The organism is Nitrospirota bacterium, assembly GCA_016180645.1.
In the GTDB taxonomy this organism is placed as follows: Bacteria; JACPQY01; JACPQY01; order JACPQY01; family JACPQY01; genus JACPAV01.
Window position 1 is genome coordinate 1 of the sequence record JACPAV010000013.1, and the last position, 21,906, is coordinate 21,906.

The 21,906-nt window shown below is 62.0% G+C and carries 19 protein-coding genes; 16 read left to right on the plus strand and 3 right to left on the minus strand.

The genetic code is table 11. From position 1 onward, the window contains the following. Positions 1-174 precede the first annotated feature (174 nt). Both msrA and msrB read right to left on the minus strand, forming a co-directional pair. Positions 175-669 carry a peptide-methionine (S)-S-oxide reductase MsrA gene (gene msrA, locus HYT87_09335; GenBank protein ID MBI2059959.1) on the minus strand — a complete coding sequence of 165 codons (495 nt, stop codon included), beginning with the start codon at positions 667-669 and terminating at the stop codon, positions 175-177. Positions 670-785: 116 nt separating this feature from the next. Next, complete coding sequence (gene msrB, locus HYT87_09340) at positions 786-1,343, minus strand: peptide-methionine (R)-S-oxide reductase MsrB (protein ID MBI2059960.1); 558 nt, start codon at positions 1,341-1,343, stop codon at positions 786-788. Positions 1,344-1,447: 104 nt separating this feature from the next. On the opposite strand from msrB, the gene HYT87_09345 reads away from it, so the two are divergent. The 16 genes from HYT87_09345 to HYT87_09420 all read left to right on the plus strand — a co-directional run bounded on the left by HYT87_09345 (position 1,448) and on the right by HYT87_09420 (position 20,531). Then, positions 1,448-2,125 (plus strand): TIGR04282 family arsenosugar biosynthesis glycosyltransferase, encoded by a 678-nt coding sequence (locus HYT87_09345; GenBank protein ID MBI2059961.1) that lies wholly within the window; start codon positions 1,448-1,450, stop codon positions 2,123-2,125. After that, a complete protein-coding gene (locus HYT87_09350) occupies positions 2,032-2,817 on the plus strand; it encodes a TIGR04283 family arsenosugar biosynthesis glycosyltransferase (GenBank protein MBI2059962.1) in 786 nt (261 codons plus the stop codon). Before HYT87_09345 ends, HYT87_09350 begins: the two co-directional genes overlap by 94 nt. An 86-nt stretch (positions 2,818-2,903) precedes the next feature. Further along, positions 2,904-3,350: a response regulator gene (locus HYT87_09355; GenBank protein ID MBI2059963.1), complete on the plus strand. Its 447-nt coding sequence runs from the start codon at positions 2,904-2,906 to the stop codon at positions 3,348-3,350. A gap of 133 nt (positions 3,351-3,483) precedes the next feature. Then, positions 3,484-4,107, plus strand: coding sequence for a response regulator (locus tag HYT87_09360; protein MBI2059964.1), 624 nt, complete (start codon positions 3,484-3,486; stop codon positions 4,105-4,107). A gap of 41 nt (positions 4,108-4,148) precedes the next feature. Continuing rightward, entirely contained in the window at positions 4,149-5,324 is a 1,176-nt protein-coding gene (locus tag HYT87_09365; protein ID MBI2059965.1) for a PAS domain-containing protein, read from the plus strand. A gap of 32 nt (positions 5,325-5,356) precedes the next feature. Further along, a complete protein-coding gene (locus tag HYT87_09370) occupies positions 5,357-6,790 on the plus strand; it encodes a response regulator (GenBank protein ID MBI2059966.1) in 1,434 nt (477 codons plus the stop codon). Between the two features lie 404 nt (positions 6,791-7,194). Continuing rightward, positions 7,195-7,992, plus strand: coding sequence for a HAMP domain-containing histidine kinase (locus HYT87_09375; GenBank protein ID MBI2059967.1), 798 nt, complete (start codon positions 7,195-7,197; stop codon positions 7,990-7,992). Further along, complete coding sequence (locus tag HYT87_09380; protein ID MBI2059968.1) at positions 7,973-8,752, plus strand: response regulator; 780 nt, start codon at positions 7,973-7,975, stop codon at positions 8,750-8,752. The genes HYT87_09375 and HYT87_09380 overlap by 20 nt, the downstream gene beginning before the upstream one ends. A 9-nt stretch (positions 8,753-8,761) precedes the next feature. Further along, positions 8,762-9,733 carry an HDOD domain-containing protein gene (locus HYT87_09385; GenBank protein ID MBI2059969.1) on the plus strand — a complete coding sequence of 324 codons (972 nt, stop codon included), beginning with the start codon at positions 8,762-8,764 and terminating at the stop codon, positions 9,731-9,733. A gap of 67 nt (positions 9,734-9,800) precedes the next feature. After that, on the plus strand, positions 9,801-12,362 hold the full coding sequence (locus HYT87_09390; GenBank protein ID MBI2059970.1) for a PAS domain S-box protein: 2,562 nt from the start codon (positions 9,801-9,803) through the stop codon (positions 12,360-12,362). 164 nt (positions 12,363-12,526) lie between these two features. Further along, entirely contained in the window at positions 12,527-15,583 is a 3,057-nt protein-coding gene (locus tag HYT87_09395) for a PAS domain S-box protein (GenBank protein ID MBI2059971.1), read from the plus strand. A 218-nt stretch (positions 15,584-15,801) separates the two neighbouring features. Then, complete coding sequence (locus tag HYT87_09400) at positions 15,802-16,491, plus strand: HAMP domain-containing histidine kinase (protein ID MBI2059972.1); 690 nt, start codon at positions 15,802-15,804, stop codon at positions 16,489-16,491. Further along, positions 16,492-17,436: a response regulator gene (locus HYT87_09405; GenBank protein MBI2059973.1), complete on the plus strand. Its 945-nt coding sequence runs from the start codon at positions 16,492-16,494 to the stop codon at positions 17,434-17,436. Between the two features lie 13 nt (positions 17,437-17,449). Further along, complete coding sequence (locus tag HYT87_09410) at positions 17,450-18,139, plus strand: response regulator (protein ID MBI2059974.1); 690 nt, start codon at positions 17,450-17,452, stop codon at positions 18,137-18,139. A gap of 27 nt (positions 18,140-18,166) precedes the next feature. After that, positions 18,167-19,153 carry a response regulator gene (locus HYT87_09415; protein MBI2059975.1) on the plus strand — a complete coding sequence of 329 codons (987 nt, stop codon included), beginning with the start codon at positions 18,167-18,169 and terminating at the stop codon, positions 19,151-19,153. Positions 19,154-19,157: 4 nt separating this feature from the next. After that, on the plus strand, positions 19,158-20,531 hold the full coding sequence (locus HYT87_09420; protein ID MBI2059976.1) for a glycosyltransferase: 1,374 nt from the start codon (positions 19,158-19,160) through the stop codon (positions 20,529-20,531). A gap of 165 nt (positions 20,532-20,696) precedes the next feature. Here HYT87_09420 and HYT87_09425 read toward each other — a convergent pair whose 3' ends face one another. Next, positions 20,697-21,704, minus strand: coding sequence for a radical SAM protein (locus tag HYT87_09425; protein ID MBI2059977.1), 1,008 nt, complete (start codon positions 21,702-21,704; stop codon positions 20,697-20,699). Between the last annotated feature and the right edge of the window lie 202 nt (positions 21,705-21,906).

The window sequence follows — 21,906 nt, forward strand, 5'->3', positions numbered from 1 at the left end:
AGAGCCTCTGACAGAATGCCGATTCGTAGGGGAGCATCTTCAGATGCTCCCTCTTGTCGGGAGGGTCTGAAGACCCTCCCCTACGCATAATGACCAACACAAACCTTTCAAAGAATGGCAAAAGTCGAGCTGAGATGCCGAAACGAGTTCGGCATGACACCCAGGATTGCACTTTCAATGCCCTCCGGCCTGAGCACCCCAAACTTCCTGCAGCCGCCTGTCTCTCCCGCAACCGCTCCGGTAGTACCGATACCGGATGGGGTTCTTCTTGTAGTAGTCCTGATGGTAGTCCTCGGCCGGATAGAAGATGCCCGCCGGCAGGATTTCCGTGACCACGGGCCCATTGAAGGGCTTTACGCTCTCCAATTTGTGCTTGGACCCCTCGGCGACCGATTGTTGCGTATCGTTCAGATAGAAGATTGCCGATCGGTACTGGTCGCCGTGGTCGCAGAACTGTCCGGACGCGTTGGTCGGATCGATGTTCATCCAGAAATGGTCCAGGATCTGCGCGAAGGAGAGTTTCGCCGGGTCGTACAGGATACGGACCGCCTCGTAGTGGCCCGTTCCACCTCCCGAGACCTGTTTGTATCCCGGTCGGATGACATGACCCCCGGTGTATCCGGACTCCACGGACACCACGCCAGGGAGCTTCTCGAAGTCCGATTCCATACACCAGAAGCATCCTCCGGCGAGGACGGCTTTCTCGATCCTGGAGGTACCGCCCTCCGGCGGGGTGGGAGTCGCACCTACGAGCCAGAGCGCTGTGATGAGGGACGTAAAGGTGCTCACGCCGATTTCTCCCCCGGCGCGGGGACTGCATGGCGGTTCGATTCGCCGTCCTTGGAGCGGAGCGGAGAGGGCGGCGCCGGCGCGAACTTCAGGGCCACCCCGTTGTTGCACCAACGCTCGCCCGTCGGCTTGGGACCGTCGTTGAAGACATGCCCGTGATGTCCACCGCAACGTGCGCAGTGGTATTCTGTGCGCGGGAGAATCAGCTTGAAATCCTTTTTCGACTCCAGCCGGCCGGGCAGGTGGGTGAAGAAGCTCGGCCAGCCCGTTCCGCTGTCGAACTTCATGTCGGCGGTAAACAGGTCGAGATCGCAACCGGCGCAAACGTACGTTCCCTTCCGCTTTTCAGTGTACAGGGGGCTCGTCCACGCCCGCTCGGTCCCTTCTTTGCGGAGGACCGAGAACTGTTCCGGGGTCAGACGCTTGCGCCATTCATCCTCGGAGAGTTTGAGCTTCTCGATTTTTTCGGATGCGGCTTCGGCCCGACTCAATGCAACCGCAAGTCCGGTGACCGCCAGCGGCACGAGGATGACGAATTCGCGTCTTGTCAGCATTTCGATGTCCATTTTCCTACCTCCCATTCGAATTATACATCCGTGAGGTCCACAATAGGTTTTGTTACGGATTGGGAAGGAGTGGATGTGATACTCGTCACGTGATGAAACGCTTCGCACTCGTGATCTTCGCAAAACAGCCGCGGCCGGGATCGGTCAAGACTCGCCTTTGCCCGCCGCTCACGTTCCATGAGGCAACAGCCCTCTACGAGGCTTTCCTGCTCGACCTGTTCGACGGGGTTCGAAAGCTGCGACGCGTGGATGTCTGGATCGCCTATGCGCCCCGGTCGGCCAAATCCTATTTTCATAAGGTGGTGCCGCGAAGATTCCGACTGATTCAACAGTCAGGCAAGGATCTCGGTCTGCGCATGGATCGGGCATTTCAGGGCGTATTCAAGACGGGCTACGAAGGGATCTGCTTGATCGGCTCGGACGATCCTCTCTTGAATGCGAGTGATCTTCGCGAGGCGTTCGAGGGTCTCGAGAAGCGTGCGGTGGTCCTCGGACCGACGCTGGACCGGGGCTACTACTTGATCGGGCTCCGGCAGCCGAGACCGGAGCTGTTCGCGGGGGTCCCTTGGAGCACGAACCGAGTGTGGGCCGAGACGCTCCGCCGCGTGAGGAGACTGGGGCTGGACGGCCGCGTCCTTCCAAGGCGGCGGGATATCGACCATCCGGCGGATTTGAAATGGCTCGTGCGAATCCTCCGGCGGGATGCCGCGGCGCGCCGGAGGTTGCCACACACTTGGGAGGTTCTCAGGGAGCTGAAAGGTCACCTGTGATCAGCATCATCATTCCGGTCCTCAACGAAGCGGGTGGAATTCGGGATTGCCTGGAGCACGTACGCTCGCTCCGGGGCGGAAAGGAGATTGTCGTCGTTGATGGAGGGAGATCCGACGGGACGGCGGATATCGTTCGGAGGCTTGTGCGAACTCGAAGTGCGAAATTGAAGCTGATAAGAAGCGAACCCGGTCGCGCCCGCCAGATGAACCGTGGGGCAAGTGATGCAAAAGGGGACATTCTGCTTTTCCTCCACGCCGATTCCCGGCTCCCGGGAAACGCGCTGTCGGTGGTGGAGAACGCATGCCGAACACCGGACGTCGTCGGGGGGCGATTCGACCTGCGTCTTGATGCGGCGGGAGTGCGGTTCCGTCTCACCGAAAAGCTTATCAATATTCGCTCGCGCGCTTCCCGCCTCGCCACGGGGGACCAATGCATCTTCGTGAAACGCAAAATCTTCGAACGGATGGGGGGGTACGCGGAGATCCCGCTCATGGAGGACGTCGAACTGTGCAGTCGCCTCCGGCAAATGGGGAGATTTGTCGCCCTGGCAGAGCGCGCAACCACCTCTGCCCGACGCTGGGAGAAAAATGGCTTCGCGCGGACGGTCCTTCTCATGTGGTCCCTTCGTGGTTTGTACGCGCTTGGGGCGCCGCCGCCGACCCTCGCTCGGTGGTACGTCCATATCAGGTAGCCCTGTACCCGGGTCAGGCCACTATCGAGGCTTAGCCTCGATAGTCACTTGACAAATTAGCTGAATATGCTAAAAACGTCATAAAGATGAAACACGACTCAACCCTGGCCGCTGAAGCAGGCCGACCGCTCACCCCCGAACCCAGGAAGAGTGCTTCCACCGTGCTGGTGATTGACGATGACCCGTCCTTCCTCCGAATGGCGTCGGTCTTGGCGGGGAAGAAGGGAGTGAAGATCGAAACGGCTTCCTCAGCCCGCGAGGCGGAAAAGCTCCTGAGATCGGGAACCTACGATCTGATCCTGAGCGACTACTTCATGCCGGGCGAATCCGGCGGAGAACTGTACCTTCACTTCGTCCAGTGGCATCCCGAACTGGCTGACCGCTTTATCCTGATGACAGGCGACGGGGTGACGACGGAGGCCGTGGATCGATTCCGGGCCCTCGGGCTGCGATGCATCTCGAAAGTGTTCTTCTATGAGGCGCTTGAAGGGTTCTTGGTGGGGGGACCGGGGACCTGCGGGGCCAAGACATGACTCGCACCTGCCCCTCGCATGTGCGGCCCCCATTCCCAGGACGGGATGGGGCCACGAGCGGATTCGGGCCTGAGTGGCCCGCTTATGGCGTGGCCGTCCTTGGGTCGCTCGACCGGGCAGGTGCGCGACGTCCATGATCCGTCAATCTCTATCAACACGCGAAGCGGCGCGGGTGCTGGAGGTCGACATCAACACGGTGAAAAACTGGGTGGACTCGGGTGAAATCCGGGCCCACAAAACGGTGGGGGGGCACCGCCGCATCCTACGCCATGACCTCATGGCGTTCATGACCGCCCGCGGGTTTCCCGTACCACAAGCGGTGCTCCCCACCCCCACCGTCTTGGTCGTGGATGACGAACAGGAATTCCTCGAAAGCTGCGTGAAGTACCTCCGAGCCAAGGCGCCCGATCTGGAGGTGGTGTCGGCTCGGGACGGCTTCGAGGCCGGACGGCTGGCGGAGCGCCATCGTCCGCAGATGATTTTTCTCGATGTGCGCCTGCCCGGGATCGACGGCGTGGAAGTGTGCCGCCGGATTTCCTCCGATCCCCATTTGAGATCGAGCGTGGTGATCGGGATGACCGGGTTCAGGAGCAGTCCCGAAGTTCAACGCCTTCGGGACGCCGGCGCCCGAGAGGTTCTGTTCAAACCCTTCGAACTGCGGCGCCTCATCGAAATGGTTGAAATGTTCCTGGGGCGGGAGGAGCGCAGGCGCGTTCCCGTCGCCCCACTCCGCTCCGCTGCGGGGACGGCGATTTGATGCGCCATGCGGATACCCGCCGCAGCCGGGGGCGGGCTCGGATGAGATCCACGCGCGGGGCGGGGAAGAACGGGTCCATGAACTGCTCTCATGCGTGCCGGTGGGCATTTTCATTCGTGGAGGCATCCCCCGAGGGTGTGGTGATGCTCGCTCGTGGAGGCCGAATTCAATGGGCCAATGCCGCCGCCGTGAAGCTTTTCGGTGTGGAATCAGGGGAGTTGAAGAATCGACGCTTCGGTGAACTCTTCCCCTACTGGGTCCGCGACACGGTCGAGACCTCACTGCAAACATGGACGCATCGTGGGAATGGCGGTCCGGATCCCACCGAACAGGAGTGGACGGCCCTGCGCAACAACCGCTCGGAATGGCCGGTGGGCGTGGTGCCCATTTTCCATTCGGCGGGGAAGTCGACCATCCTCTCGTTGCAACTTCGGGATCTCTCCACGGATCACCATCATGAGCGCCGCATGGCCAACGTTCGGCGCGAACTCTGGCAGAGCGCGAAGCTGGCCACGATGGGACAGATGGCGGCCAGCGTGGCCCATGAAATCAACAACCCACTCGGCATCGTCCGCGGCTATGCCCAATCGATCCTCAAGGATCTGTCTTCGGAAAGCGATCTACGCCCCATGCTGGATGAGGTGGTGGCCCAGTCAGGCAGGATGGCGCAAACAGTGGCCAGGCTCCTCGAATTCTGCCGCGCGCCCGGCGAGGAATCCGTTCCTCTGCGCATCGGGAAGCCGGTTGAGATGGCGGTCGACCTGCTGTCCGAGCAGTTCCGACTGGCCGGCGTGGGACTGAGGCTCGACAAAGAGAACTGGAGCACGGTGGTGCGGGGAAATCTGAATGAACTTTCGCAGGTGTTCGTGAATCTGCTCGGGAACGCGTTGGATGCGTCTCGAACCTCGGCGGTGTCCAGACCGCTGGTGGACGTCCAGGTCTACCTCCGGGGAGGGGCGGCGGTGGTGGGTGTGAGGGACCGAGGTCCCGGGATTCGTCCCGAGGTGAAGGCCAAATTGGGCGAAGCTTTTTTCACGACGAAGCCGGTGGGCCGGGGCACCGGATTGGGCCTGGCCATCTCGATGGAGATCATTCGTGCCCACGGCGGAACATTGAGCCTCGAGAATGCGGAGGACGTCGGGGCGGTGGCGGAGGTGGTTCTGCCAACCGAATCGACCCCATCGCGCGATGAGGCCCATCAAACGCGTGTCACGTGACGCATGACCCATGACGTAAAAGGAGAGGAACGATGGTGAGACCAAGATCAAAAGCGGGGCAGGAAGTCCAGGGGGCGTCTCTCGGCGAGGCCCTCAGAATCTTGATTGTCGACGATGAGGAGCCGATCCGGAAACTCCTCAACCGGGAGTTCAAACGGCGGGGTTTGGAGAGCGAAGGGGCCGGGGACGTGCCTACCGCGTTGGAACTGCTTTCAAGGAAAGATTTTGATGTCGTTCTGACCGACATTCGGATGCCGGGACGCTCCGGCGTGGATCTGCTGCGCGAGTTGAAGAGCGCCGACCCCTCCCTGGAAGTCATTCTGATGACGGGCTACGCGTCGGTGGACACCGTGGTTCAGGCTCTCCGGCTCGGGGCGGCGGATTACGTCTGCAAGCCTTTCGATGACCTGGATGAGGTGTGCAACACCGTGGTCGCCGTCGGCCGTCGTCGGCGCTCGAACGCCCGCCCGATCCGGATCCTGGTGGTGACCGACGACTTGAACACGCGCACCTGGCTGCGACGCCTCTTTCCGGAGCGTCGGCTGTTATTGGATGTTCACACGAAACTGGATACCGTGATGGATGCGCTGGCGTCGCCCGGAAAGGAATCGGGATATCACGCCCTGGTGTTGGACGGCGCCGTGGCCGAGGGCGCTGAGCTGGGCCGGTTGCTTTCCGACATGTGCTCCAAAGGAATCCAGGTGCCGCTGACCGTGATGCTGGACGGTCAGGAGGGGCAGGCTTTTCTGACCCAAACCACGCCGGCGGGAGCGGCGGCCGCGGCTCCGGGGGCCTGGGCCGACCTGGCCACCCACGAACTGAAACTTCCGCTCGCAGCCGCGCGCGCGGCGGTGGACAATCTGAACGAGGGGGTGGCGGGTGCCGTCTCCGAAGAGGGACGGAAAATCCTGGCGACCATATCGAGCAACGTGGATCGGATGGCCCGCCTCTTGGACGGCGTGGCGGACCTCTTGGATCTGACGAGCGGGCGACGGTCGCTCGCGATGACTCCGACCAATCTCAACCAGGTGACGGAGGATGCCTGCGGAGCTTTCGCACCCGTCGCCGCTCGAAGGGGGCTCGCCGTCGAGAAAGTCCTCCCGTCGGCCGGCCCCGTGTTCTACGGTGATTCGCAGAAGATCTCCGAGGTCCTTTTCAACTTCCTGGATAATGCGTCGCGCTTTGCCCGATCGAGAATCCACGTTTCGGTCGGAGAGGAAGGACGGATCCCCTTCTTCCGCGTGGAAGACGACGGTCCCGGCCTGCCCGAGGAAGTCCTGGAATCGTTGGAGGACCGGATGCCGCTGAAGGGAGCATCGAGCCTTTCCGGGAGGAAGCGGCTCGGCCTGCTCATCGCGAAGGCGATTGTGGATGCCCACGGTGGGCGCATCGGGGCGACCACGGGCGGGCTCGGTGGCGCGGCGATCACGGTTCAGTTTCCGCAGAAGACAGGGGGGGCAGCGTGAGTGAAGATTCCCACCAAGTCCGGGATCTGCCGACAGGCATTCCTGATGCCTCGGGCCGCGGCGAGATTGCTTCAGCCCGGCCTGACAGGCCCGGGCTTCGCAATGACACCGGAGTGTCGTCATTGCGAGCGGAGCGAAGCAATCCCAATGGAATCCTCAGCCGCCGGGCGCGGATGATCGTCCACGACCTGCGCAACCCCCTTTCCGTCATCCGCGGCTATCTCCAGGTCGCGGCGCGGGAAGTCGAAAGTATCGATGCGTGTAGGGGAGCAGCTTCAGCTGCTCCCAGGCAGGGAGGACCTGAAGGTCCTCCCCTACGGCTCCCGGAGCAAGCGGCATGGGGCGGCGGGGATCCCCATGGCGAATCAAATCGCCGTCCCCCATCGCCAGGAAGGCATGGGGCCATGCAATGTCGCCGCGCCCAGGACGGCGCGGCATGGACCATGGCCCGAAGCGGAGCGGAGCGGGACGGGGGGGGTCCGCATGGCGAGTCCGATCGCCGTCCCCGAAGCGGAGCGGAGCGGGACGGGGGGGGTCCGCATGGCGAGTCCGATCGCCGTCCCCGAAGCGGAGCGGAGCGGGACGGGGGGGCCTCCGCAGAAGAGGAGTCGCTGAGAAGTTATCTAGATGGCGCGCTCGCGGCCACGACTGAACTGGACGAGATGATTCAATCCATGCTGGATCTGGCCGTCGTCGAAGAAGGATCCTTCGAGGCGAAACGCGTCGTCCTCGATGCCGCGGATCTTGTGAAGCGAATTGAGAAACGTCTTGGGCCGTGGGTCCGGCAAGAAGCCCGGGAGTTGGCGGTCAAGCCACCTGCGGGCCCAATCCACGTCCCCGCCGACCCCGTCTATCTGGAGCGGGCCGTGAAAAATCTGATCATGCACGCCGTGAGGCGGTCTCCGGTGGGAGGGAAGGTGATCGTGGAGTGCGAAACCCGGGATGGGAGCGTGGTGTTTTCCGTTCAAGATCAAGGTCCCGCCGTTTCCATCGGATCGGAGAAAGAGTACTTCGATCCGGGGAGCGCGGAGGAGCACCGTGAACTGGGGTGGAAGGCCGATCGTGCTTTCGCCCTGGCCTGCGTGAAGAAAGTAGCCGATGGGCACGGAGGTTCCGTCGGCATCCAGTCGGGTATCGAAGGAACGAGTTTCTTTTTGCGCCTACCGGCGGAGGGGGGACCCAATGGGAATGCCAGCAAGTGATTTTTCGTATCCGGATGCCGCGAGCGATGTCGCCCCGCGCTTCCGGGTGGCGGTGGTGGACGACGACGTTCGCATCGGGCGGCTCCTGAAGGCCTTTCTGGAAGGGCGGGGGATCGAGTGCGTGCCCCTGGCCGATGCCCCGGGGCTGTTCAAGCTGCTGACCACGGAACGGATCGATGCCGTGGTGTCAGACATCGTCATGCCTGGGATCACGGGTCTGGAACTCCTGCGATCCGTGCGGCGTATCGCTCCGCAAGTCCCCGTCGTCCTCATCACCGGTTTTCCAAGAATGGAGTTTGTTCGGGAGGCGATGAAAGAGGGTGCGGTCGATTTTCTTCAGAAGCCGGTGGACCTGGAGGAATTGGAAAAAGCGCTCGGGGCGGCGATGGAAAGCGCAGCCAAAGCGGCGGCCGCCGAAGAGAAATCCCCGCGTAGGGGCGAGCTTGCTCGCCCGCTGTCCCGTCAGGAGAAGCAACTCGCCCGGCGGGTTCGGAAGGCGATGCGGCAAAAGGAGTGGCGGGGATGGCATTGGCTGGATCGGATGGCTGTCCCGTTCCGATCGGCCGCGGAAGAGGTTCGGCTCCACCCATGGTTCTATGTTCTCGCGATGGGTGTCGTCCTAGCTGCCAGCATGTTGACGCTCACCGGCATGAATACCGTCGTCGGAACGGCGCGTCGGCCGGGGATGATGGAACTTCTCGAACGCGCGGTGACGGCATTGGAAGAGGACAACCGGCTGGACCGTCAGAATCCGAGGTGAGTCAGAACGATGCCCCAGGTTTCGCTTGAAGCGCGGGTAAGACAGGTCTTGAGCGAGGGAATGGACCTCCCGACGCTCCCCCAAGTGGCCGTGTCGGTTCTACAGGGAACCTCGAATGACGGCGCCTCGGTCCGCGAGGTGGCGGGCTACCTGATGGTCGATCCTCCGCTCGCGGCACGAGTTCTGCGGGTGGTCAATTCCAATGTCTATGAACTCCGCGACAAAGTCGGCTCCATCTCTCAGGCGATGATGGTGCTTGGACTGGAACGGATCCGCGACATCGTGTTGAGCCTGACCGTCATTCCGGCGTTCGACCTCGATCACGGACGGATCGGCCTGGATCGGGAGATGTTCTGGCGTCACTCCACGGCCACGGCGTTTTTGGCGAGGACACTCAGTTGCGCTCTGGGGCTGCGCCGGGAAGGTGAGGCGTTTGCCGCAGGCCTCCTTCACGACCTCGGTTATCTTTTCCTCGACCATTATTTCCACCGCGAGTTGGCGCGAGCGTACGAGAAAGCCATGGTGGACCGCGTGTCACTCCTCACGGCCGAGCAGGTTCTGTTCGGCACCGACCACGCCGCGGCAGGCGGGCTGCTTGCCTCCACCTGGCAGTTTCCGGGAGGAATGGTGGATGTCCTCATCCATCATCACCGGCCCGACCGGGCCAGAGTCGAAAAACGCCTATGCGCGATCGTTTCGCTGGCCGATCTCCTCGCCGAGCTTTCGGGAAAGGCCGGCATCGGGGAAATCAGCGGGAGCGCCCGGTTGGAGGATCAGCCGGCGTGGCAGATGCTGAGAAAGCCGCTTTCGGAAATCGCCCACATCGGGCCGGACCAGTTCGAACGGATCGTGGCGGACTCGATCCGTTCGGCCACCGAGTTCTTCAGCGTGATGGGGTCCGATGGTCTCCCGGGGAAGCTGAGCGCATCCGGGCCACGACTCGCCCGATCCGCCGCAGATAGTACAGATATACATGTCTGACCCCAAGGCCCCCCCCAAGGCCCCCTCCAAGGCCCCCTTGGGCGCGGAGGCTGAAGGGATCCCGTCTGTGGCGCACTTGTTTGTCCTGGCCCTGCTTACCGTTTTCTTTACGGAAGTGGCCGTCATGTTCGTACTCGCCAGGACGGAGTGGTTCTCCGGATTCGTGCAGAACGCCTTGGCCGATGCCTTCCTCCTGACCTTGGTCGCATCTCCCTTTCTGGCGTATTTGATCGTTCGGCCTCTGAGATCCGCTCTCCTGGTGGAGCAGGACCGATCGGCGTTGGTGGTGAAGCATGCGCGGGACGCCATCATCGTGGCCGATGTGCGGGGGAGAATCGTCTCATGGAACCCGGAAGCGGAAGGCATGTTCGGGTACTCCGCGGGGGATGCCATAGGGAACCTGCTGACGATGGTCATCCCGGAACGGTTTCGCGCGGCGCACGAGGACGGCATGCGGCGCGCGGCCAACAGCGTGTCGTCGGCGCTCCAGGATGGCGGCAAGCCCGTTGAAATGTGGGGAATGAAGCAGAATGGTACGGAGTTTCCGGTTGAACTCACCCTGGCGCGCGGAGGGTCCCATATTGTGGGCGTGCTGCGGGATATCACGAAGCGCAGGAAGGCCGAGGATGAATCGGCGCTTCTTAGGGATGTGGCCGTGGGAATCGCGGAGGCTGAATCCGTGGAGGACGCTTTTCGGGTCGTTTTGCGAAAGGTCATGGAGGCGACGGGATGGTCCTACAGCGAGGCGTGGAGCCTCTCGGATCACGGCGAATGGCTGGAGTGCCGGGCGGTATGGCCCATGGGCGACGATCGGTTCACTGCCTTGGAGAAAGAGGCGAGAGGGCTTCAATGCCGAATGGGGCGGGGGCTGCCGGGCATGGCGTGGGCATCGGCGGAACCGATCATGACGGAAGACCTCACCACGGATCCAGCATTGATTCGGATGAACGCTGTCACCGCGGCCGGTTTGAAAGGCGCGGTGGCGTTGCCCTCGCTTTCGGGAAACAAGGTGATTGGTGTGCTGGTCTTCTTTACGGCAGCCGGGGCGCGGCTGGATTCGGGCGAGGTGGAGAGTCTCCTTCCGATCGCGGCCCAGGCGGGGACGCTCATGGACAGGAAACGATCGGACGAGATGCTTCGGACACTCTCCGGCACGATGGCCCAGGCCGCGGACCCGATCGTCCTCACGGATCGGGAGGGAAGGATCGAATATGTCAATCCCGCCTTCGAGGAACTTACCGGTTGGAGCGGGGAGGAAGTGCTCGGCCAGACGCCCCGCGTATTGAGGTCGGGGAAGCATGATCTTCGGTTTTACGAATCCCTTTGGTCGACCATTCTGGCGGGCGGCGTTTTCCGGGGAGAATTCCTGAACAAGAAGAAGAACGGAGAACCTTACAACTACCAACAGACCATCAGCCCGGTCTTGAATTCGTCGGGCGAGGTCACGGGTTTCATTGCGACGGGAAAGGACATGACCCAGACCAAGCGCCTGGAGGGGGAGCGGGAGAGAGTGAGCAAGCTGGAGTCGGTCGGAGTGCTGGCGGGCGGGATCGCGCACGATTTCAACAATATTCTGACGGCGGTGATCGGCAATATCTCGGTCGCCAAGCGCGAGGTGGGTGACGGGACGGACCTTCACGCGATCCTTTCCGAGGCCGAATCGGCCTCTCGGAGGGCAAAGGCCCTGACGCAACAGCTTCTCACCTTCGCTCGCGGCGGCGCGCCCGTGCGGCGAGTGGTGAATCTGGCCAAACCGATCCGTTCAAGTTCCGAATTGATGTTGTCGGGATCGAGTGCCCGATGCGAATTCAGCGTTCCGGCCGATTTGTGGCCGGCGGAAGTGGACCCAGGGCAGATCCAACAGGTCATGCAGAATCTGGTGGCCAATGCCGTTCAAGCCATGCCGCCGGGAGGCACTGTCAGAGTGTCGCTGAGAAACGTGGAGGCCTCCGGAACGGTTGGAACGGGATTGGCGCCGGGCCGGTATGTGGAATTGGGCGTGAGCGACACGGGTTCGGGGATCGCCCCTGAACATTTGCCCAAGGTGTTTGATCCTTACTTCACCACGAAATCCACGGGCAGCGGATTGGGCTTGGCCGTCTGCCACTCGATTGTGAAAAATCACGGCGGGCACATCGAGATCCAATCCGAGGTAGGTCGAGGGACAACCGTGAAAGTCTGGCTGCCGGCGACCGACAAAATTCCCACACCGCATTCGCGGGCATCGGTTGAAGTGATGCGGGGGAAGGGCAGAGTGTTGGTCATGGATGACGAGGCGCCTGTTCGCTCCGTCGCGGCCCGAATGCTGAAATCGCTTGGCTACGAGGTGGAAGTGGCGGCCGACGGGAAACAGGCGATCGAGTTGTACTCGCGACATCTGGGCAACGGGGGATCGTTTGATGTGGTCCTGATGGATCTGACGGTTCCCGGGGGAATGGGGGGGAAGGAGGCGATGGCAAGGATTTTGGAAATCAATCCCGCGGTCACCGCGGTCGTCTCCAGCGGCTACTCTGAAGATCCCGTACTGGCGGAATTCAAGTCCTACGGTTTCCGCGGTCGTGTGGCCAAGCCATACACGCTGGAGGAACTGGGAAGGGTGCTGCATGAGGTCCAGAGGAATGTGAAGTAGGCCGGGATGGTGCGATCTTGGCTGAGATTGCTTCGCTTCGCTCGCAATGACGGATGGCACGTGTCATTGCGAGGCCATGGTCCATGCCGCGCCATCCTTGGCGCGGCCACATATCATGGCCCCATGCCATCCGTGGCAAGGGGAGTCCTCGACGAAGCAATCTCATGAATAGAGACGGTAAGCTGACCTCGCGCCGATTGGCCGAGCGGGCGTACACGTTCCTCTCCGAGAACGCCGTGGACGTGGCGGTGGTGGTGGATGCCGAGGGGCGCGTCAAATACGTCAGCCCGTGGATCAAGCGGCTGTTCGGCTACGACCCGGAAGCGTTGATCGGAGTCAGCGGTCTGTCGGTGGTGCATCCGGACGATCACCCCGTCGCCCTCACCGCTCTCCAACAGGGTGTCCGGAAGGTCGGACCGCAACCGCTCCTCGAACTACGCGTTCGACGGGCGGATGGATCCTTCGCACACGTGGAGGTTGCCTCCCGCAACTGTCTGGACGATCCCGAGATCAACGGATTCGTGGTCCTGTTCCGGGACATCTCACGGTACAGAGAGGCTCAAACGGGCGCGGAGCAGCAAGAGGCGGAGCGGAAGCGACTGTTGACCGCCCTCGAAATGACGGCGGACAGCGTGGTGGTCTCGGACATCACGGGAACGATTGTCTACGCCAACAAGGCCACGGCCGCCATGTGGGGAGCGGGAAACGCCTCAGAACTGATCGGGCGTAATTCGTTCGATCTGATCGCCCCTGAAGACATTGAGTCCGCCCTCGCCGGGATGCAGGAGACGCTCAAACGCGGGATCCTTCTCAACCGGACCTACCGGGTGGTCACGAAACACGGCAGTCGAGTCCCCGTTGAAATGACCGCCGCCCTGATCCGGGACGATTCCGGGAATCCCTCCGGCTTCGTCGGCATCAGCCGGGACGTGACCGAGCGGGAGACGGCGGCCGCCTCCCGGCGGGAGAGCGAACTGAAATACTGGCACCTATTCGAGACGATTCCTGACGCCCTGATGATCGCAGATGCGGCGACACGCCGGATCGTGGAGGCAAACCCGGCCGCCGAATCACTGTTCGGCTATTCCCGGGAGGAGCTTGTCGGAATGAACATGACCGGCATCTCGGCCGAACCGGAGGCCACGACCGAGGCCATCGGGGCAATTTTGGAAGGCCGGTTGTCCCGAGTTCCCCATCGGATCTTTCAGCGCAAAGATGGCAGCCGGTTCGAGGCGGAGATCGCCGTGGGAATGTTCGAATCGGCCGGGCAGAAGTATGTCCTCGGCCACTTCAGAGACATCAGCAGCCGCCTTCGGGCGGAGGAATCGCTGCGGCTCAGTGAAGCCCGGTTCCGCAGGATGGCGGAAACGGCGCCGGATATCGTGATGGAAGGGAATCCACTGTCCGGCATCGAGTACATCAACGGCCGGGTGTTCGACGTCCTCGGTTACAAACCCGAAGAAATAATCGGACAGATCGGATTCCTGGCGTCGAAAATCCATCCGGACGACATACCGATCTTCATCGAATCGCTCCAAACCTTGGGATCGAAATCGGAGAAAGAGAATGCCGTATCGCAACTGCGGGTCATGCGGAAAGACGGCGGATACGTCGTTGTCGAGCTCCGGTTCACCGCCCTCTGGGACGAACAACGGGAACGCCTGCTGATTCTCCAAGCGGTTGCCCGGGACATCACGGAGCGGAAGCGCGCCGAATCGGCGTTGCAGGAAAGTTCTATCCAGTACAGGGCGGTCGTCGGCCAGTCCCGCGATCCCATCTATATCTACGAGCCGTCCACTCTGCGTGTCATCGACGCCAACGCGGCTTTTCTCCATCTTCTGGGATACACGGGCGAGGACTGCGGCGATCTCACGCTCCCCCATTTCGTGGATCACTCCGTGGAGAGCATCCGGGGATTTCTGGAGGTTGTTCTGAAACGGGGGTCGCTTACCATCGGGGAGCGCACGTGGAAACGGAAAGATGGGAGTCGGGTTCCCGTGCACGTTTACATCAGCCGGATCCGGAGGGAGTCGGGGGACCTGATTTTCGTGATGGCCCATGACCTGACCGAACAGAAACGTATGGAAGCCGAACGGATCAAGTGGAGCAAACTGGAGTCCATCGGCGTTCTTGCCGGCGGGATTGCGCATGACTTCAACAACGTGCTCACCGCGGTTCTGGGCAACGTCACCTATGCGAAGCGGGACTCCGTGGCGGGCAGTGAACAGGAGGACGTTCTCCTCGAAGCGGAACGCGCCTGCCTTCGCGCGAAACATCTTACCCGGCAACTTCTGACTTTTGCTCGGGGGGGCGCTCCCATGAAACAACCGACGGACATTGCGCGCCTCGTCGAGGAATCCGCCCGAATGGCCGGAAGCGGATCCAGAGTGAAGCTTCGGACATGGTTGGAGCCGGGCTTGAATCCGGCGGACGCGGACCCCGGCCAGATCGGGCAGGCGGTCCAGAATCTGGTGCTCAATGCGGTTCAGGCCACGCCCAATGGGGGAGTGGTGGAGGTCCGCGCGGAAAACATCCTCGGCCGGTCGCCCCTCGAGCCGGAGTCGGGGGAGAGGCCGTTTGTGAAAATCTCCGTTCAGGATTGGGGAGAGGGGATTCCGCCGGAGCATCGCGATCGGATCTATGACCCCTATTTCACGACGAAGCCGGGCGGAACCGGATTGGGTCTGGCCACCGTCCATTCCATCGCGCAGCGGCACGGCGGGCACCTGGAAGTGCGTTCGGAGGTGGGCGCGGGGACCACCGTTGAGATGTTCATTCCGACCTCCACGGGCATGCCGGAGCCGGTGGAATCTTCCTCGCGCGAATTGAATCGCGGGACGGGAAGGATTCTCCTCATGGACGATGAGCGCGATGTGCGGACTACGCTGAGTCGAATCCTGAAGCGTCTGGGCTACCGGGTGCGTCTCTCGCGGGAAGGGGCGCAGGCCCTGGAGATCTACCGAGGCGCGCTCGTCCGGGGGCGAAAGTTCGATGCGGTGATCACGGATCTCACCGTGCCGGGCGGCATGGGAGGCGCCGAGCTGATCGTTCAGCTCCTCCGGATGGATCCGTCGGCACGCGCCATCGTATCGAGCGGATATTCGGGGGATCCCGTTCTTGCCCGGTTCGGAGAGTACGGCTTCAAGGCGTTCCTCGCGAAGCCCTACCGGATGGAGGAGGTGGGGCGGACGCTCAAGGAAGTCCTGAGTGCTGGGGACTGAGGGCCGAGGGGGAATCGAGGGTAGCCGCAGGCCATGTTAAATGCCGCGCCGTCCTGGGCGCGGCGACATCGCATGGCCCCATACCCTCCGTGGCATGGGGCTTCAGCCTGCGTTTCGGACGCGGGCATAAAGCCCGCGCCTACCCAGATGGATGATCTCAGGGCCCAGGACTGAGTAGCCTCGTTGAGTTTTCACATCGGAATGGTTACTCTCTGTCCGTGCCTTTCGACGACTCGGTGATCCCTCACATTGCCCACGATCTCCAGAACCCACTCACTTCCATTCAAGGCTACGCACAGATGATTCTGATGACACAAGGGGATCAACTGCCTGCGGATGCGCACCGGAACTTAGAAACCGTCCTGCTCTCGTGCGCACAGCTCCGGCGGATGATTCTGACTTTCTCCTACCTTTCTCAGATCCAATCGGCGGGATTCGAGCTCCAATGGGCCGAAACATCGGCCGACGGCCTGGTGAACAAGGCTGTGGAGGCGATGGCGGGCTACGCCGAAATGCAAAAAAAGCGCTTGCTCACGGAAACGTCCGCCCCGAACCCGCTTCGAGTCGATGTGGTGCTGCTGGATCTGGCTCTTCAGAACGCGATTGCCAACGGCCTCGCGCGGGTGAGAGGTGGAGGGGAGGTGCGGGTCCGATCCTGCGAGAAGGCGGGAGGGGTGTGCGAGATCTCGATCGAGGAGGCCGGCCCGGTGATTTCCGCGGAATTCCGCGATGCGATGTTTGACGCGGCGCAGGTGGATCGAATCAAGCGGGCGGGACTTAAGACGGATCGTGCGCTTGGCCTCGTCCTGTTCAAGAGGGTGGCCGAGTTGCACCGCGGCTCCGTCGGCATCGAGTCGAGCGAAACGCAGACGAGAATCTGGATGTTCCTTCCGGTGAAGAGGGATTGAATGGGCGGTGCGCCCCAATTATCGGTTCATGGCTCGCCAGCACCTTCGGTGCTGGTGGCGGACGACGACGAATCCGTTCTTACCCTTCTGGGCGACGTGCTCACGCAGATGGGGCTTCGGGTGGTGAAAGCGCGGGGCGGGATCGAGGCGATGGCCATGTTCCGAAAGGAGCGGCCGGATCTCGTGATCCTGGATATCGACATGTCGCCGCCGGACGGCGTGGAAATCTGCCGTCGAATTAAGTCCGACCCGGTGACCGCCCTGACCCCCGTAGTCATGGTGACGGGGGTGGGGACGTCCAAGGAGAAGCTCAAATCCTTCGAGTACGGCGCAGATGCATACTTTGAGAAGCCCGTGAATCTGTGGGAGTTGCAGGCCCGACTCAAAGGACTGCTGAGGACGAAGAAATTGACGGATCATTTGCGGGAGCGCAAGGGTGGGGGCGATCTTGGCCCAAGAGTCCCGGTTCCATCACCTGTCCTCCTGACACCCTCTCCCGCCGGCGGGAGAGGGGGAGGGGTGAGGGTGTCCACGGCGCGAGGTGAATCCAGCGCGGCGTCTTCCGGGGAATCGGGATTGAAAATCCTCATCGCCGAGGACGAAGCGGCCACCTTGGATCTGCTTCGTTCGTTTTTCCAGACCAAAGGGTATGAGGTGGCTCTGGCGGAAGACGGCAAGGAGGCGCTGGCCCGGTTCAAGCCGGGAACGTTCGCCGCCGTTCTTCTGGATGTGAACATGCCGGGCTTGAGCGGCCTCCAGGCGCTCGAAGAAATCCGCCGCCAGGACGCGCACGTGCCGGTGGTCATGCTTACCGCGGTGCGGGACAGGACGGTGGCTCATAAGGCGATCGACCTGGGGGCGAATGACTACATCCTCAAACCGTTCAACCTCGAGGCCCTGGAGAAAAACCTCATCGTCAAGATCTTGATGAATGAATTTGCGTGAAGGAGCGAACCTTATGAGACGAATCATGGTCATCGATGACGATCCACAGATTGTGGATATGCTGAAACAGTTTCTCCTGGCTCGGAACTACGACGCGGTGGGGTATGACAGGGCTCTCGACGGCATCCGCGCCCTTGCCGATGTTAAGGTCGACGCGATCATCACGGACATCGTCATGCCCGGAATGGACGGGATTGAATTCCTGCGCGCCGTGCGCAATGTGGCGCCCGAGATTCCGGTGCTCCTGATCACGGCCTTTCCCAAGATGGATTTCGTGCGCAAGGCGCTCGAACACGGCGCGGTTGATTTCCTGTCCAAGCCGCTCAATCTGATCCAGCTCGAACAGGCCGTCAAGAAAATGCTGGAGCGCACCGATGTGCCCGAGACCGCCAAGCTGTCCTGGAAGGAAAAGAGACTCTCCAAAAAGATCCACAAGCGGATGCAGGAGAAGGAAATCCGCAATCTGGAAGTTCTCGCCCGGATCAAATGGAAGCTCTGGGATGCCACGGAGGATTTCAGGAAACACCCCGTGTTCTACCTGGGCGCGGTCCTCCTTAGCGCGAGCCTCCTCTGGGTGGTGGCGGAGGTGACGCAGCGGGCGTCGGCAGCGCGTCAGGACCCCAATTCCCTACCGAGTCTGCTCCGCCGTGCGGTGGAGGCCCTGGAAAAGGACAACGAGCTGGATTCGACCCGGCCCCGGTAGCGCACGCGGCCGGCCGAGACGACGACGATGGCCCATCAACCCTTGGCTCAATCCGGTCGCGTGCTGGTAGTGGACGACGAAGCACAGGTTCGCGAATTGACCGCCCGACTCCTGCGTGGCGCCGGCTGGCTGGTGGATGAGGCCTCAAGCGGGGAGCAGGCTCTGGAGCTGCTTGTGGCGACGCCGCCGGATCTCGTTTTGCTGGACATCCAGATGCGGGGGATGAGCGGCCACAAGGTTCTTGAGGCCATCCGCTCGTCCGCGGCAACGCGCTTGTTGCCGGTGATCATGTTGACGGGCGCGGGGACGCGCGACGACAAGCTCCGGGCGATTCAGGAAGGGGTCACTGACTTCATCACCAAGCCATTTGATACGGAGGAACTTATCGCGCGTGTTGGCTCACTCATTCGGATCAAGTGGTTCACGGACGAGCTGGAAGAGGCGGAACGCGTCATCATCACGCTGGCCCGAACCATCGATGCGCGCGACCGCTACACGGCCGGGCACAGCGAGCGTGTGTCGCGATTCGCGGGACTGCTGGGAGAGCGGATCGGTTTGAACGACATGGAACTCCGGGCGGTGCGCCGCGGGGCGTTGTTTCATGATCTGGGCAAGATCGCCGTCCGAGACGACGTCCTTCTCAAGAAGGGTGCCCTTACCCCCGAGGAACAGAATCACATGAAAATCCATCCCGTGGCCGGCCGCGAATTGATTCAGCCCATGAAAAGCATGTCCTACGCCTTGGACGTGGTGTATCACCACCACGAACGGATGGACGGATCCGGATACCCCGCGGGATTGAGCGGCGAGGCGATTCCCTTGGCGGCGCGCATCACCATGACGGCCGATATCTACGATGCGCTCACCTCGGATCGGGTGTATCGGCCCGCGGTGACCCGGGAGCGGGCGATCGAGATGATGACGGAGGAGGCCCGCAAGGGTTGGAGGGACGCGCGGCTGCTGGACGAATTCAAGGGCGTGTTGGAAAAAATACCGGAAGGGCTTCCCGGCTGAAGTCATGGCCCGGCCGCGAGTGCTCTGGTTCGGTCCGAGGCTGTTCGGCCCGGAGAAGTGGGGAAGCCTCGACGTGGTGCGCGCGGGCCCGGACGAGGGGAGTGACATTCAGCTTCCATGGCAAGCCCTCTATTTTCTCGATCCCATCGCGAAAGAGGTAAAACCGGACCTCCTTGCGGTGGAAGCCGCCTATGGCTTTCGCATCGCCGACCTCCACCACCTGGGGATCCCGAAGGTGTACACCGTGTGGGACCCTCAAATCTCCTGGGAATATGAGCGATACTACGTTCCGCTTTTCGACGCGGTGGCCGTCTCTCAACGGGAGTATCTTCGCGACGCCGAGTCGTCGGGCGCCCAGGCCGTCTGGTTTCCGCACTACTCCTCGCTGACGCCGGAGGAGTGCGATGGGCGCCCCCCGGGCGGTTTCCGGCCGACGGACGTCTGCTTCGTGGGCAACGTCGAAAGCCCGTTCAGATTCGACCGCTCCCGGCATGATTTCCTGCAATCGGTGGCGGGAAGCCTCCCCAAGGAGGTCACGCACCATTTCGGCCGGGGCGATTGGAAAGAGATCTACTCCAGGTCCAAGATCGTGCTGAACCATTCCCTGAAAGGGGAAATCAACTTGAGACTGTTCGAGGGGATGTCGTGTGGCGCCTTGGTGCTGAACCCCGCCACCGGGGCATCGCTCGGAGGGGCGCTCCAATCGGCGGTCCATTTCGCGGAGTACAAACCGGGCGACGCGGACAGCGCGGTGGAATCCATCCGCTCGTGGCTGGCGCGGAAGGAGGATCTGGACCGGGTGGCCCGGGAGGGACATGCCGCCGTGCGGCACGGACATCTCCTTTTCCACCGTATGGGGCAGTGGAGCGGGTGGGTGAACGAGTGGAGCGCTCGCGGGCCGAGACCCATTGATCCCGGCCATGGCAACATCCACACCGCGCTCTCACTCCTGAGCGTCATTCTGCTGCGCGCGTTTCCCATGGAAGGCGACCACCTTGAAGCGTTCGAGAAGATCGCCAATGTCTACCTGGAGGCGGCGCTGGCTGCGTGTGAACAAATTCCCTCCGCCTCGCCGTCATTCGCCGCGGCGCAGTTCATTACGGCGATGGTGCAAACCCTGAGGGGGGATGTCTTCGCGTCCCACGCGGCATTGGAGTCAGTGTACGGCCATCCGGATTTCGAACGCTTGGCGCCGGTGATCGGGGAGTGGGTGGATTCCGGGTCGGGAACGGCGAAGGCGACGGTGCCGGCGAGCGAAGCGGGCGGGCTCGGCTATCTCGTCCAGATGGTGAGCCGGATCGTCCACTCCGGCAAAGGCCTGATCGGCTTCCGGCTGGATCAGACGCGGGCGGCTCCTATCGAGGCTAAGAGCCTCTAACAGAATGCATAGGGGAGGGCCTTCAGGCCCTCCCGACAAGAGGGAGCATCTGAAGATGCTCCCCTACGAATCGGCATTCTGTCAGAGGCTCTTAGCCTCGATAGGGAATCGAAGCGGCCGCGCCAACGGCGGGCGGTCCGGCAGGAGGCCGGCCGTCCTCTCGACTTATTTGGCGGGCAGGAGGGCCGCGATCCGGGGAGAGGGCGGGTCGGAGTAGACCGGGAAACCGGCGAGTTCCGTGACGCGGCTGAAGCTCAGGGGGGCTTCCTCCTCTCCACGGCAACTGTACCAGCACGCTTTGCAGCCGTTGATGACGTCCGCCCCGGGCTCGAAATCCTTGTAATGAGTCAGGAGGGGAAGCTCGGCGCAGGGCTTCACCATTCCGGCCGGAGTGATCTGGAACCAGCGGATACCCGCCTTGCACCCATCGATGCCGCCGCCGAAAAAGAAATCCGGGATCCGACTCAGGTAGTAGTCCGAGCTGAGGATGTTTCGCATCTCGCGCTTGGCGAGGAGGAGCTGCCGGATCGTCCCCAGGAGTTTTTCGCGCGAGGCCTCCGAGATGAAATGCCTCGTCTGGCCGTTCTTGGCGGAGGAGTAGGTGCTGAAATTGACGTACATCTCCCGCTCCTTCGCGAAGCGGACGATGGGCAGGAGATCGTCCAGGTTGTCTTCCATGATGATGGTGTTGAAGGCCACGCGTTCGTAGCCCATCGGTGGGAGGGCCTGGGTAATCTCGGCAATGTGTTCGAACAGATTCTCGCAACCGCGCGATTTCGTGTGGCGCTCGCCCATGTAATCGAGGGAGATACAGAGTTGATCGAGTCCCGCCTCGCGAAGCGCGCGCGCCTTGTCGAGCGTGAGAAGGGAGCCGTTCGTGACCATGGAAAGATGAACGAAGAAAGCGGCCTGCTTGATGCTGCGGACGATGTCCGGCAAATCTTTGCGGAGCATGGGTTCGCCGCCGGTGAGGGTGACGACCATCGGCTTGAACTTGCGCACGATCTCCGCGTAGTCGTCGAGCCGCAGTTCTTCCTCCGTCTTCCAGTAGTCGCAGAAGTCGCAGGTGGCGTTGCAGAACTTGGTGACCTCCAGGTTGAGATGGACCGGTCGGTTCTGGAGCCTTCCGGTCGCGAAGTGCGCGACACCTTTGACCGCTTTGACGAGTTGCATGGATCGCTCTGGTATTGAAGCGAAGTTATTTTACATCGAGCGCAATCGAGTTGAAAGACAAATCCGTTTCTTGCGACCAAGAGCCTCTAACAGAATGCGTAGGGGAGGGTCTTCAGGCCCTCCCGACAAGAGGGAGCATCTGAAGATGCTCCCCTACGAATCGGCATTCTGTTAGAGGCTCTAGAGAGGCCGAACCCCATGC

Coding starts and splice junctions, on each gene's coding strand:
- msrA (MBI2059959.1), bottom strand. CDS start 669: ATGGAATCGGACTTCGAGAAGCTCCCTGGCGTGGTGTCCGTGGAGTCC.
- msrB (MBI2059960.1), bottom strand. CDS start 1,343: ATGCTGACAAGACGCGAATTCGTCATCCTCGTGCCGCTGGCGGTCACC.
- HYT87_09345 (MBI2059961.1), top strand. CDS start 1,448: ATGAAACGCTTCGCACTCGTGATCTTCGCAAAACAGCCGCGGCCGGGA.
- HYT87_09350 (MBI2059962.1), top strand. CDS start 2,032: ATGGCTCGTGCGAATCCTCCGGCGGGATGCCGCGGCGCGCCGGAGGTT.
- HYT87_09355 (MBI2059963.1), top strand. CDS start 2,904: ATGAAACACGACTCAACCCTGGCCGCTGAAGCAGGCCGACCGCTCACC.
- HYT87_09360 (MBI2059964.1), top strand. CDS start 3,484: ATGATCCGTCAATCTCTATCAACACGCGAAGCGGCGCGGGTGCTGGAG.
- HYT87_09365 (MBI2059965.1), top strand. CDS start 4,149: ATGAGATCCACGCGCGGGGCGGGGAAGAACGGGTCCATGAACTGCTCT.
- HYT87_09370 (MBI2059966.1), top strand. CDS start 5,357: ATGGTGAGACCAAGATCAAAAGCGGGGCAGGAAGTCCAGGGGGCGTCT.
- HYT87_09375 (MBI2059967.1), top strand. CDS start 7,195: ATGCAATGTCGCCGCGCCCAGGACGGCGCGGCATGGACCATGGCCCGA.
- HYT87_09380 (MBI2059968.1), top strand. CDS start 7,973: ATGGGAATGCCAGCAAGTGATTTTTCGTATCCGGATGCCGCGAGCGAT.
- HYT87_09385 (MBI2059969.1), top strand. CDS start 8,762: ATGCCCCAGGTTTCGCTTGAAGCGCGGGTAAGACAGGTCTTGAGCGAG.
- HYT87_09395 (MBI2059971.1), top strand. CDS start 12,527: ATGAATAGAGACGGTAAGCTGACCTCGCGCCGATTGGCCGAGCGGGCG.
- HYT87_09405 (MBI2059973.1), top strand. CDS start 16,492: ATGGGCGGTGCGCCCCAATTATCGGTTCATGGCTCGCCAGCACCTTCG.
- HYT87_09410 (MBI2059974.1), top strand. CDS start 17,450: ATGAGACGAATCATGGTCATCGATGACGATCCACAGATTGTGGATATG.
- HYT87_09415 (MBI2059975.1), top strand. CDS start 18,167: ATGGCCCATCAACCCTTGGCTCAATCCGGTCGCGTGCTGGTAGTGGAC.
- HYT87_09420 (MBI2059976.1), top strand. CDS start 19,158: ATGGCCCGGCCGCGAGTGCTCTGGTTCGGTCCGAGGCTGTTCGGCCCG.
- HYT87_09425 (MBI2059977.1), bottom strand. CDS start 21,704: ATGCAACTCGTCAAAGCGGTCAAAGGTGTCGCGCACTTCGCGACCGGA.